The sequence below is a fragment of the Duganella sp. CF517 genome, from assembly GCF_900110275.1.
Taxonomy (GTDB): Bacteria; Pseudomonadota; Gammaproteobacteria; order Burkholderiales; family Burkholderiaceae_D; genus Rugamonas.
In genome coordinates this window covers 278,450-291,358 of sequence record NZ_FODC01000006.1, presented here as the reverse complement: position 1 = coordinate 291,358, position 12,909 = coordinate 278,450, and the positions used below count along the sequence as shown (strand labels likewise).

At 63.9% G+C, this 12,909-nt stretch carries 6 protein-coding genes; all 6 read right to left on the bottom strand.

The features are described from left to right. Positions 1-372: 372 nt before the first annotated feature. The 6 genes from BMX85_RS23425 to BMX85_RS23400 all read right to left on the bottom strand — a co-directional run bounded on the left by BMX85_RS23425 (position 373) and on the right by BMX85_RS23400 (position 12,705). Positions 373-1,836: a glutamate synthase subunit beta gene (locus BMX85_RS23425; protein ID WP_090324471.1), complete on the bottom strand. Its 1,464-nt coding sequence runs from the start codon at positions 1,834-1,836 to the stop codon at positions 373-375. Positions 1,837-1,894: 58 nt separating this feature from the next. After that, a complete protein-coding gene (locus tag BMX85_RS23420) occupies positions 1,895-6,619 on the bottom strand; it encodes a glutamate synthase-related protein (RefSeq protein WP_090324469.1) in 4,725 nt (1,574 codons plus the stop codon). Between the two features lie 195 nt (positions 6,620-6,814). Beyond that, on the bottom strand, positions 6,815-7,516 hold the full coding sequence (locus BMX85_RS23415; RefSeq protein ID WP_090324467.1) for a transposase: 702 nt from the start codon (positions 7,514-7,516) through the stop codon (positions 6,815-6,817). Between the two features lie 158 nt (positions 7,517-7,674). After that, on the bottom strand, positions 7,675-8,355 hold the full coding sequence (locus tag BMX85_RS23410) for a response regulator transcription factor (RefSeq protein ID WP_090324465.1): 681 nt from the start codon (positions 8,353-8,355) through the stop codon (positions 7,675-7,677). 45 nt (positions 8,356-8,400) lie between these two features. After that, positions 8,401-9,546, bottom strand: coding sequence for a PAS domain-containing sensor histidine kinase (locus BMX85_RS23405; RefSeq protein WP_090324463.1), 1,146 nt, complete (start codon positions 9,544-9,546; stop codon positions 8,401-8,403). Positions 9,547-9,549: 3 nt separating this feature from the next. After that, the gene (locus BMX85_RS23400; RefSeq protein ID WP_090324460.1) at positions 9,550-12,705 is read right to left on the bottom strand and encodes a DEAD/DEAH box helicase; all 3,156 of its coding nucleotides are present in this window, start codon (positions 12,703-12,705) and stop codon (positions 9,550-9,552) included. Between the last annotated feature and the right edge of the window lie 204 nt (positions 12,706-12,909).

The following is a 12,909-nucleotide window of genomic DNA, read 5'->3' as shown; positions in this document are numbered from 1 at the left end:
TTACATTGCCGCGTCGCGCTCGCCAGCATGCGGGCGAAACCCTTACCGGATTCTGACTGACTGTTAATAAACAACCGTGCGGGCAGGCACATTGTGCCGCGATTTGGTCATCGCCTGCACAAGCCCGTCGCCCCACTCCCCCTCCGGGGTCAGTGCCGACATTCGGACACGAACCCAAGTATGGAAGGATCCGGCTTCCTAACACCGCTCAGCTCGTGTCTGAATGTCGGCACTGACCCCGGGGGGGTTTTGCTCAGCTCGTGTCTGAATGTCGGCACTGACCCCGGGGGGGTTGAGGAACAAAAAAACCGGGTAGCGAGCGGGGATCGCCCACTCGCTCCCGGCTGGGAAGCAAACGTTCCGTACCGCCGCTTAGCGTGGCAGGTCGGAATAGCCCATCAGGAACTCGTCGACCGCGCGCGCGCATTGGCGCCCTTCGCGGATCGCCCATACCACCAGCGACTGGCCACGGCGCACGTCGCCGGCGGCAAATACTTTGGGGGCGGAGGTTTTGTAGCAACCCTCGCCATCGGTGGTGGCCTTGGCGTTGCCGCGCGCATCCTTGTCGATGCCGAACGCGTCCAGCACGTTGGCGACCGGCGACACGAAACCCATCGCCAGCAGCACCAGGTCGGCCTTCATTTCGAATTCCGAATTCGGCACTTCGGCCATCTTGCCGTCTTTCCATTCGACGCGGCAGGCGATCAGCTTGTCGACCTTGCCGCCCTTGCCTTCCAGGCGCTTGGTGGCGACCGCCCAATCCCGCTCGCAACCTTCCTCGTGCGACGACGAGGTGCGCAGCTTGGTCGGCCAGTACGGCCATACCAGCGGCTTGTTCTCTTGCTCCGGTGGCATCGGCATCAGTTCGAACTGGGTGACCGAGGCGGCGCCGTGGCGATTCGACGTGCCGACGCAGTCGGAACCGGTGTCGCCGCCGCCGATGACGACCACGTGCTTGCCGGTGGCCTTCAGTTGGTCCTTGACCTTGTCGCCGGCGTTGACCTTGTTTTGCAGCGGCAGGAAGTCCATCGCGAAATGCACGCCCTTGAGCTCACGGCCGGGCACCGGCAGATCGCGCGGCTGCTCGGCGCCGCCGGCCAGGATGACCGCGTCGAATTCCTTCTCCAGGTCTTCCGGGAAAATGGTTTCCTTGGCCCAGTTGTTGACGTTGGCCGGGAAATCCTTGCCCACCAGCACGCTGGTGCGGAACACGACGCCTTCCTCTTCCATCTGCTTGATACGGCGGTCGATGTGCGACTTTTCCATCTTGAAGTCCGGGATGCCGTAACGCAGCAAGCCGCCGACGCGGTCGCTCTTCTCGAACACGGTCACGGCATGGCCGGCGCGCGCCAGCTGCTGCGCCGCGGCCAGGCCGGCCGGGCCGGAGCCGACCACGGCCACTTTCTTGCCAGTCTGGTGGGCCGCCGGTTGCGGCACGACCCAGCCGTGTTCCCAGCCTTCGTCGATGATCTTGTGCTCGATCGACTTGATGCCGACCGGATCGTTGTTGATGCCCAGGGTACAGGCCGACTCGCACGGCGCCGGGCAGATGCGGCCGGTGAATTCCGGGAAGTTGTTGGTCGAGTGCAGGGTGTCCAGCGCTTCGCGGTAGTTGCCGCGATAAACCAGATCGTTCCAGTCCGGGATGATGTTGTTGACCGGGCAGCCGGTGTTGCAAAACGGGATGCCGCAATCCATGCAGCGCGCGCCCTGCACCTTGGCCTGCTCGTTGGTCAGGGTGATGACGAACTCGGAATAGTTCTTCAAACGCGCCGCTGGCGGCAGATAGCCCTCGTCCTGGCGCTGGAATTCCATGAAACCGGTGATTTTACCCACGATAAATCCTTAAATATATTCAGTCAACGACGTCGGTCGGAGGCGCTTAAGCGGCAAGTCAGGCTGCGATCGGCTGGACAACGGCGGCTTCGTTCGCCACGTCCTCGGCCATCTCGGCCAGGGCGCGTTTGTATTCGCTCGGGAATACCTTGACGAACTTGCTGCGGCCATCGGCCCAGTTATCCAGCAACAGACGGGCGCGCGTGCTGCCGGTGTGCTTGAAGTGGCGCTCGATCAAGCGCTTCAGGATCACCTCGTCCGCTTCCGCGCCGTTGTCCTTGTGCTGGATGTGCCACGTGGCCTTGTCCGCTTCCTGCTGCTTGGCGGTCACGACCGGCTCCAGGGTCACCATCGCGGTGTTGCAGCGCGATGCGAAATCGCCGTCCGGGTCGTACACGTAGGCGATGCCGCCCGACATGCCCGCCGCGAAGTTGCGGCCGGTGCAGCCCAGCACGACGACGGTGCCGCCGGTCATGTATTCGCAACCGTGGTCGCCGGTGCCTTCGACGATCGCCGTGGCGCCCGAGTTGCGCACCGCGAAACGCTCGCCGGCCACGCCGTTGAAGAACGCTTCGCCGCTGATCGCGCCGTACAGCACCGTATTGCCGATGATGATGTTGTTGACGGCCCAGCCGCGGAACTCGGTGTTCGGACGCACGATGATGCGGCCGCCCGACAAGCCCTTGCCGACGTAATCGTTGCCTTCGCCGACCAGGTCGATCGTGATGCCGTGCGCCAGGAAGGCGCAGGCCGATTGACCCGCCGTGCCTTGCAGCTGGATGTGGATGGTGTCGTCCGGCAGGCCGGCATGGCCGTAGCGCTTGGCCACCTCGCCCGACAACATGGTGCCGACGGTGCGGTTGACGTTGCGCACCGGCGAGATGAACGAGACGCGCTCGCCCTTCTCCAGCGCGGCCTTCGCTTGCGCGATCAGCTTGTGGTCGAGCGCCTTGTCGAGGCCGTGGTCCTGTTCCATCGTGTGATAGATCGAGTGGCCGTCCTGCACTTCCGGCTGGTAGAAGATGGCGCTGAAGTCCAGCCCCTTGGCCTTCCAGTGCGTGATCGCCTTCGACTTGTCCAGCAGGTCGACGCGGCCGATCAACTCGTCATAGGTGCGGATGCCCAGTTGCGCCATCAACTGACGCGCTTCCTCGGCGACGAAGAAGAAGTAGTTGACCACGTATTCCGGCTTGCCGGAGAACTTGGCGCGCAGCACCGGGTCCTGCGTGGCGACGCCGACCGGGCAAGTGTTCAGATGGCATTTGCGCATCATGATGCAACCTTCGACCACCAGCGGCGCGGTGGCGAAGCCGATCTCGTCGGCGCCCAGCATGGCGGCGATGACGACGTCGCGGCCGGTGCGCATCTGGCCGTCGGCTTGCACACGAATCCGGCTGCGCAAGCCGTTCAGCACCAGGGTTTGCTGGGTTTCAGCCAGGCCCAGCTCCCAAGGGGTGCCGGCGTGCTTGACCGACGACAATGGCGAGGCGCCCGTGCCGCCGTCATGGCCGGCGACCACGACGTGGTCGGCCTTGGCCTTGGTGACGCCGGCGGCGACCGTGCCGATACCGACTTCCGACACCAGCTTGACCGAGATCGAAGCGCGCGGATTGGCGTTCTTCAGATCGTGGATCAGCTGCGCCAGATCTTCGATCGAATAGATGTCGTGGTGCGGCGGCGGCGAGATCAGACCCACGCCAGGCACCGAGAAGCGCAGGGTGGCGATATATTCCGACACCTTATGGCCGGGCAGCTGGCCGCCTTCGCCGGGCTTGGCGCCCTGGGCCATCTTGATCTGGATCTGGTCGGCCGAGTTCAGGTAGGCGGCGGTGACGCCGAACCGGCCCGAAGCGACCTGCTTGATGCGCGAGCGCAGCGAATCGCCTTCCTGCAACGGAATATCGACCACCATCTGCTCTTTGCCCATGACCGAAGCCATGGTCTCGCCCTGCTTGATCTTGATGCCTTTGAGTTCCATCGTATAGCGCGACGGGTCCTCGCCGCCCTCGCCGGTGTTCGACTTGCCGCCGATGCGGTTCATCGCCACGGCCAGGGTCGCGTGCGCCTCGGTCGAGATCGAACCCATCGACATCGCGCCGGTGGCGAAACGCTTGACGATTTCCTTGGCCGGCTCGACTTCCTCCAGCGGAATCGCCTTGGTCGGGTCGAGCTTGAACTCGAACAGGCCGCGCAACGTCAGGTGGCGCTTGCTCTGGTCGTTGATGATCTGCGCGTACTCTTTATAGCTGGAGAAGTTGTTGCTGCGGGTCGAATGCTGCAACTTGGCGATCGCGTCCGGGGTCCACAGGTGGTCCTCGCCGCGCACGCGGAAGGCGTACTCGCCGCCGGCGTCCAGATGGTTGGCCAGCACCGGATCGTCGCCGAATGCCAGGTTGTGCAGGCGCAGCGCCTCTTCCGCCACTTCGAACACGCCGATACCTTCGACGTTCGACGCGGTGCCCTTGAAATACTTGTCGACCAGCGACTTGTTCAAGCCGACCGCTTCGAAGATCTGCGCGCCGCAGTACGACATGTAGGTGGAGATGCCCATCTTCGACATCACCTTCATCAGGCCCTTGCCGATGGCCTTGGTGTAGTTGTAGACGGCCTTGTCGCCGGACATGTCGCCCGGCATGCCGTGCGCCAGCTCGACCAGCGTTTCCATCGCCAGGTACGGGTGGATCGCTTCGGCGCCGTAGCCTGCCAGCAGCGCGAAGTGGTGGGTTTCGCGGGCCGAACCGGTTTCAACGACCAGACCGGTGGAGGCCCGCAGACCCTTGCTGACCAAGTGCTGATGCACGGTCGATGTAGCCAGAAGCGCGGGGATGGCGACACGATCGGCGCCGATCGAGCGGTCCGAGACGATAAGGATGTTGTGGCCCGACTTGACGGCGTCGACCGCCTCGGCGCACAGCGACGCCAGGCAGGCTTCGATGCCTTCCTTGCCCCAGCTCAGCGGATAGCAAATGCTCAGCTCGTACGACTTGAACTTGCCGCCGGTGTGCGAGCTGATGCCGCGCAGGCGGGCCATGTCGTCGAAGCCCAGAATCGGCTGCGACACTTCCAGGCGCATCGGCGGATTGACGTTGTTGGTGTCCAGCAGGTTCGGCTTCGGACCGATGAACGACACCAGCGACATCACCATCGCTTCGCGGATCGGGTCGATCGGCGGGTTGGTCACCTGGGCGAACAGCTGCTTGAAGTAGTTGTACAGCGGCTTGAGCTTGTTCGACATCACGGCCAGCGGCGAGTCGTTGCCCATCGAACCGGTCGCCTCTTCGCCGGCGGCGGCCATCGGCGCCATCAGGAACTTCAGGTCCTCCTGGGTGTAGCCGAACGCCTGCTGGCGGTCCAGCACGGACGCCACGGCTTTTTCGCCGGGCGCGGCGCTGTACTTGACGCGGTTGTGCGCGAGCTGGCTTTCGCTCAACTTGATCTCGTTGAGCTTGATGCGCACGGCGTTGATCCACGCCTTGTACGGCTTGGCGTTGGCATAGGTGTCTTTGAGCTCTTTATCGTCGATGATGCGGCCCGCTTCGAGGTCGATCAGGAACATCTTGCCCGGTTGAAGGCGCCACTTCTGGATGATTTTCGACTCGGGAATCGGCAACACGCCCGATTCGGACGCCATCACCACCAGATCGTCGTCGGTGACGATATAACGCGCAGGACGCAAGCCGTTGCGGTCCAGGGTGCCGCCGATGTAGCGGCCGTCGGTGAAGGCCATGGCCGCCGGGCCGTCCCATGGTTCCATCATCGCGGCGTGATATTCGTAGAACGCACGGCGATTGTCGTCCATCGTGCCGTGATTTTCCCAGGCTTCCGGGATCATCATCATCATCGCCTGGGCGATCGGATAGCCCGCCATCAGCAGCAGTTCGAGCGCGTTGTCGAAGCAGGCGGTGTCCGACTGGCCTTCATAGATCAACGGGAACAGTTTCTGCAGGTCTTCGCCCAGCACGGCGGACTTCATCACGCCTTCGCGCGCCCGCATCCAGTTGAAGTTGCCTTTAACGGTGTTGATCTCGCCGTTGTGGGCGATCAGGCGGTACGGGTGGGCCAGCGGCCATTCCGGGAAGGTGTTGGTCGAGAAACGCTGGTGCACCAGCGCCAGCGCCGAGACGCAGCGCGCGTCCTGCAAGTCTTTATAGTAGACACCGACCTGGTCGGCCAGCAGCAAGCCTTTATAGACGATGGTGCGGGCCGACATCGAGGCGACGAAGAATTCTTTACCGTGCAGCAGCTTGAGTGCCTGGATGGCGTGGCCGGACGATTTGCGGATCACGTACAGCTTACGCTCCAGCGCGTCGGTAACCATGATGTCGGCGCCACGGCCGATGAAGATCTGGCGGATCACGGGTTCCTTGGCGCGCACGGTCGGCGACATCGGCATGTCGCAGTCGACCGGCACGTTGCGCCAGCCCAGCACGACCTGGCCTTCGGCGCGCACGGCGCGCTCGATTTCCTGTTCACAGGCGATGCGGGAGGCGTTTTCCTTCGGCAGGAACACCATGCCGACGCCGTATTCGCCCGGCGGAGGCAGCTCCACACCCTGCTTGGCCATCTCGTCGCGGTAGTACTGGTCCGGAACCTGGATCAGGATACCGGCGCCGTCGCCCATCAGCGCATCGGCGCCGACGGCGCCCCGGTGATCGAGGTTTTTCAGGATCAGCAGACCCTGTTCGACGATGGAGTGGCTTTTATTTCCCTTGATGTGGGCGACGAATCCGACGCCGCAGGCATCGTGTTCATTGGAAGGATCGTACAGACCTTGGGCTTTCATGGGGCTTCTCCGCTGGCAATTGGGCTAATGAGAAAGTAGAGTAGTGCAATGCAGCGTAAAAGACAACCATAACAAATGGGGTCGGAGTCGAATTAAATTTTTCGCAGTTGCTGAAAATTTTAATTAGGGACAGAGTGAAATCGAATAAAGAAAAACCGCAGGAACATCAGCTTCCTGCGGTTTCGCCGAATTTGCTCAGGCGGATTCGGTCTTGATTTTGAAAGGACGGCCCCGTTTGGCCGGCAGTACCTGGCGCTTGACCTTGTTCTGTAACGCCGACTTGAACTGGTCCGATCCCAGCGGCCAGCCCTTCAACAGGGCCTTGCCGATCAAGGCGACCTGCTCGTCCGTTAGCGGCGGTTCGCTCAGGGCCGTGTATGCCGCCTCGCGCTGGAACGGGGTATTGCCGAGCGCCCAGAACTGCGCGTGGTCGACCACCAGGCCGTCGGACCGGATGCCGGCGTGATGGCAATAGCTGGACCACGGATAGTCCTCGGCGCGGCTGACCATGCCGTTGCGGACCGGGTTAGACTCGATGTAACGGCTGCACAGCATGAAATATTCATCGGCGTCGATTAACGAGGTTTTGTAGCGTCCGTTCCACAAAGTTCCACTGCGGCTATATTTCTGGTTGAAGTAGGGAACGTAGTAGCGGCCGATCCATTGCATCATCTGGCCCAGGCCGTTTTCATCGGACGGCGTGACCAATAAATGCAGGTGGTTGGGCATTAGCACGTAGGCATGCACCGCGACCTTGTGGTTTTTGGCGGCGCTGCGCAGCCAGCCGTGGAAAGCCTGGTAATCCTCGGCGTCGTGGAAGATCAGCTGGTCGTTATTGCCGGTCTGGATGACGTGGTGCGGCTGGGAAGGGACGATCAGGCGTGGGAGTCGGGCCATGTTAGCAAAGGTAAATGCGCCCGGGTGGCACGTAGGGCGGCGTTGGGCGAAGCACCATTCTATCACTCTGTCCCCAATTAAACCCGCGCGCGGCAAAACCGGCGCGACTCTGTCCCCCATAACGGCTTACAGGCTTGCATCCAGGAAGATGGGTTTGCTCAGGACAGATTGAAGCTGGCGGACAGGCTGTAGCCTTCGCCGTAGGCGCTGCGTAGCGGCAGGTCCTGGCCCAGGCCGGTGCGCGCCTTTTTGCGCAACCGGTACACCAGCATGTCGACACGGCGGCCGGCGTCCGGATCGTCGCCGCCGATGCCGGCCACGATGACCTGGCGCGGCACCGGACGGGTGTTAATCGTCAGCAGGTGCAGGAAATTGCATTCCTTTTCCGTCAGCGTGATGGCCATGCCTTGCAGCTCGAGCTGGCGCGCGCTCACTTTCAAGGTCCACTTGCTCGGCAGCGGGATGGTTTCCTGCGGACCGACGCGGCGGTCGAGCGCCTCGATGTGCGCGGCCAGCTCGGGGAACTTGATCGGCTTGGTCAAATAATGGTCGGCGCCAAGGCGCAGGCCGAGGATGCGGTTGTCGAAGGCGACGCGGCCGGTCAGCACCAACAGCCCGATTTGCGGATAAAGCTGGCGCATGCGCGGAATCACGTTGAAGCCGTCCTCATCGGGCAAGCCGAGGTCCAGCACCACCACGCCCACGTTGCCCTGGCTGAGGGCCGACCACATATCGCTGGCGTTGTTAGTAATGTGCACTTCGTGTTGTAGCTCAATCAGGAACTCCGCCATTTCTTCGGCGTAGTCCAGATTGTCTTCCACGATAAGTATTTGCGTCATTGATGCGCCATTTGATCGATTGTTGAGCGTTGCGCCCGTACTGCTTCAGCTTGTATGCGGGGAATTATCACTGTTGCCACCCGCTCGCGCAAGGCTTTTCCCGGGAACGGTAGTTACCGGCAGCCAAATCCGAAATTCCGCGCCGCTTTCAGAAACATTTCTGACGGTGACAGTGCCGCCGTGGACGTCGGCGATCGCGCGCGCCATGTACAAGCCCAGGCCCGACCCCGCCACGCCGGCGGCGTTGCCGCCCCGGTAAGCCTTGGCGAAGATTTTGTCCAGCTCGGCCTCAGGCACGCCGGCGCCGCCATCGCGCACCAGGAACTCGACACCGCCTTCGGTTGCAATTTTGCCTAGCAATTCTAACGGAGTATTGGCATCCGTGTATTTGATCGCATTGTCGACCAATATTTCCAGGCACAGGCGGATGCCGGCCGGGTGGCAGCGCATCCATTGCGGCAGCGCCTCGACGCGCAGATCGACGCGGTTGCGGCGCCCGCGCGCCTGCTCGGCGACCGATTGCAGCAGCGCCGCCGGCGAGATCTCGTCGGGCTGGCGCGCGCGGCCGATGCTGGCCATGCGCTCGGGCGACAGGTATTCGTCGAGCATCGCCAGCATGCGGTCGACCGCCGTCTGGATCTTGCGGTAGCGCTTGCGGGTACCCTCGTCGTGGTGGGCGCCGGTCGTCTCCAGCCGCTGCACGGCGCCGTCGATGGTCGACAGCGGCGTGCGGAATTCGTGCGACAGCATGGAGGCGAATTTCTTTTGCTGCTCGGCCAGTTCGCGGCGCGCGGTCAGGTCGCGCACCACGCCGACCACCGCCACCGGCGCGCCGGCGTCGTCGAGGATCAGGGTGGAGTCGATTTCGACCGGCACCATGCGGCCGTCGGCGTGCGCGACCTCGGTCTCGCGCAGCAGGTGGCGGCGGCTGCCGTCGCCGGTCGCGAAACGGGCCAGGCGCGGCGCCAGACCGGCCAGCAGGCCGGCCGCCATCGTGTCGGCGGTTTCAAGCGTGTAGCCGAACTGGCCCTCGGCCGCCCGGCTGAGCCAGGTCAGCCGCAACGTCGCGCAATCGGCCATCCAGCTGACTTCGGTGCTGTGGTCGAGCAGCAGGCGGTAGCGTGTCTCGTTGGCCCGCGACAGCGCCAACGCCGCCTGCAACTCGTCGACCGTGGACCCGGGCCCGGACATGCCCTACTCCACCAGCGGCGCAAAGATCTGTTGCAGATCTTCTTGCGTGAGCGCCATTTTCTGCGACTCGCCCTCGGCCAGGATCGATTGCGCCAGATCGGATTTTTTCTGCTGCAGCACCTGGATCTTCTCTTCCAGGGTGCCTTTGGCGATCAGCTTGTAGACGAACACCGGCTTGTCCTGGCCGATGCGCCACGCGCGGTCGGTGGCCTGGTTCTCGGCCGCCGGGTTCCACCACGGATCGTAATGGATCACCGTGTCGGCCGCCGTCAGGTTCAGGCCGACGCCGCCCGCCTTCAGGCTGATCAGGAAGATCGGCACCGCGCCCTGCTGGAAGGCCGCCACTTGCGCGCTGCGGTCCTTGGTGTCGCCGGTCAACAGCGCGTACGGGATGTCGCGCGCCTCCAGCTCCTGCTCGATCAGCTCGAGCATGCTGGTGAATTGCGAGAACACCAGGATCTTGCGGTTTTCCTCCAGCAAGTCCTCGACCATCTGCATCAGGTCGATCAATTTGGCCGAGCCGGCCGTCTGCTTCTTCGACGGCAGCGACTTGACCAGGCGCGGATCGCAACACACCTGGCGCAGCTTGAGCAGCGCCTCGAGGATGACGATCTGGCTGCGCGCCACGCCCTTGCGGTCGATTTCCTCGCGTACCTTCTGGTCCATCGCCAGCCGCACGGTTTCGTACAGGTCGCGCTGGGCGCCGGTCAGCTCGACCTTGCGCACCATCTCCGTCTTCGGCGGCAACTCCTTGGCCACGTTGTCCTTGGTCCGGCGCAGCAGGAACGGCTTGATGCGGCGGTTCAGCAGCGCCCGGCGCATCGGGTCGTCCTGGCGCTCGATCGGGTGGCGGAACACGCTGTTGAAGCCCTTCTCGTCGCCCAGCAAGCCCGGCAGCAGGAAGTGGAATTGCGACCACAGCTCGCCCAGATGGTTTTCCAGCGGCGTGCCGGACAGGCACAGGCGGTGGCGGGCGCGCAGCAGGCCGGCGCTTTGCGCGGCCTTGGAGCGGGTGTTCTTGATGTAGTGCGACTCGTCCAGGATGACCAGGTGGAAATCGTGCTCGCGCAGTTTTTCCTCGTCGCGCGGCAACAGCGCGTACGTGGTCAGCACCAGGTCGGCCTCGTCGATCTGGTCGAACTGGCCCATGCGGTCCTTGCCCTGCAACAGCAGCACGCGCAGGCTCGGCGCGAAACGGGCCGCCTCCTCCTGCCAGTTGCCCATCAGGCTGGTCGGCGCGATCACCAGCGCCGGCGCCGTCAGGCGGCCCGCCTCTTTTTCGATCAGGATGTGGGCCAGGGTTTGCACCGTCTTGCCCAGGCCCATGTCATCGGCCAGGATGCCGGCGAAGCCGTATTCGCGCAGGAACTGCATCCACGACAAGCCGTCGGTCTGGTAGTCGCGCAGGGTCGCTTGCAGGCCGGCCGGCGTGGCGACCTTTTTGACTTCGCCGAACTGGTTCAGGCGCGCGCCCATTTCGCGCAGCTCGTCGCCGCCGTTCCAGTTCAGTTCGACGTTGCGGGCCAGTTCGTCCAGGCGCGCCGCGTCCAAGGTCGCCATCCGCAGCGAGGTCTTGATCTTGTCGCTGAAATACAGCTCGCCCAAGGTCGACAGGATCGGCTTGATGCGCGCCCACGGCAGCGCCACGCGCGCGCCGTCGGCCAGCGTGGCCAGCATCTGGTCCTCGTCGCCGTGGCTGGCGATGGCCTTCGGATTGAAATCGTTGGGCGCGTTGCGGATCAGTTGCACCAGCACCGGCAGCAGCGGGACGCGTTCCTGGTCGACCATGATGCCCAGTTCCAGCTCGAACCAGGCGCGGCCGCCGTCGGCCGGGTCGGCCGTCACGTCGGCATACCAGTCGCCCACGTCCAGCACGTCGTAGCGGTATTTGGTGCTCTTTTCGACTTTCCAGCCGGCTTCCTTCAGCGCGGCGATGCCGTCGCGGGCGAAGCGTATCCATTCGGCCTGGCTGGGCAACAGCAGCCCGCCTTTGACGCTACTGAGCGGCAACGCGGTCGGCGTGTGGAAATGGCGCTCGTTGAGCAGGGTCAGCGCCTGCTCCTCGGCGGCGGCGTCGCGCTGGATGATCTCGGTGACCTCGCCCTTCTGGCGCACCACGCGCTGCGACGGATCGAAGGAGACGCGCTCGCCGTCGTAGTCGAACGACAGCACGGCGAAATCGTGCCAGCGTTGCAAGGAGCCGTCGGCCAGCATCGCCGCGTCCAGGGTCAGCACCGGGCGCGGCTTGACGTCGTCGCGCACCCGCTGCGGCAGCGGCTGCGGCAGCGGCATCAGCTGTTGCAGGCCGTGCGCCAGCAACAGTTGCGACACGCGCATCTTGTCGTTGGCCGTCAGCAGCGGCGCCTGCGCCACCAGCGCCTGCAGGTCGGCCAGCGGAATCGAGGCGCCGCCCTGGTTCAATTGCAGCACGCCGCACGACAGGTTGTCGATGTACCAAGGCGGATCGGTCGGCAGCATGTAATCGACCTGGTCGGCGCCGTTGCTTGGCGCGCGCGCGCCCGGCGGCGGCTGCACCTGCCAGCCCAGGCGCAGGCCCTTGCCCTCTTCGCGCCAGGCCAGATTGGCCTCGCGCAGCACGCCGCCCTTGAGCGGATACACCAGGCCATTGCCGACGTCGGCCCACGAGTTTGCCCACAGCAATTTATCTTGCTCCGCCAGCATTTGTAGCAGCGCCGCGCCGATCTTGCCGCGCGGCTCCGTGGCCGAACCGGTCTGTGAATTCTGGCCGCTGCGCATGGCGACAAAGAAGCGGATCAAATCCTCGTCGCCGGGCGCCAGGAAGGTCGGCGGCGCCGACAGCAGCGAAAACACTTCGCTGACGGGCGTGGCGGCGGCGACGTCGCCGTTCGAGCGCAGCCGCGCCTTGTACAGGCACAGCGCCACGTGGCGGCCGCCGCTGGTGGGCGCCATCACGTAGATCAGCCGGTACAGGGTTTGTTTCGGATCGCTATCGACCGGCGGCGCGGTCAGCTTGGCCTTGGGATGGGCGGCGGCATCCACCCGTTGCAGCCAGGTGGCCACCGCGTACGACAATTGGTTCGCGGGCGGCGGCGGCAGGCGCGTGGGAGCAGCCGGGACCGCCGGGGCGGCTGGCTTGGCGGGAACCTCGTCGGTGGCGTCGTCGCGGGTAAAATCCATAGGGCGCATTGTTGTTCAAAGATGGTTCAAAAACGGCAACAGGCGATATTATCCGCCATACACGCGTTCGTGTTTGCGGATTCTTGTGAAAAACCCGCGTGCTTATGTGCCTTTGGTGTCTTTAGACACCTGAAACACGGTTCAATATTTGCGGATCGGCCATATCTTGGTCCATTTGGACTGTCAAGACTGGCACAATCGCGC

What these genes read in the sequence shown, in the direction of transcription:
- BMX85_RS23420 (WP_090324469.1), bottom strand. Translation starts at nt 6,619, where the DNA reads ATGAAAGCCCAAGGTCTGTACGATCCTTCCAATGAACACGATGCCTGC.
- BMX85_RS23415 (WP_090324467.1), bottom strand. Translation starts at nt 7,516, where the DNA reads ATGGCCCGACTCCCACGCCTGATCGTCCCTTCCCAGCCGCACCACGTC.
- BMX85_RS23410 (WP_090324465.1), bottom strand. Translation starts at nt 8,355, where the DNA reads ATGACGCAAATACTTATCGTGGAAGACAATCTGGACTACGCCGAAGAA.
- BMX85_RS23405 (WP_090324463.1), bottom strand. Translation starts at nt 9,546, where the DNA reads ATGTCCGGGCCCGGGTCCACGGTCGACGAGTTGCAGGCGGCGTTGGCG.
- BMX85_RS23400 (WP_090324460.1), bottom strand. Translation starts at nt 12,705, where the DNA reads ATGGATTTTACCCGCGACGACGCCACCGACGAGGTTCCCGCCAAGCCA.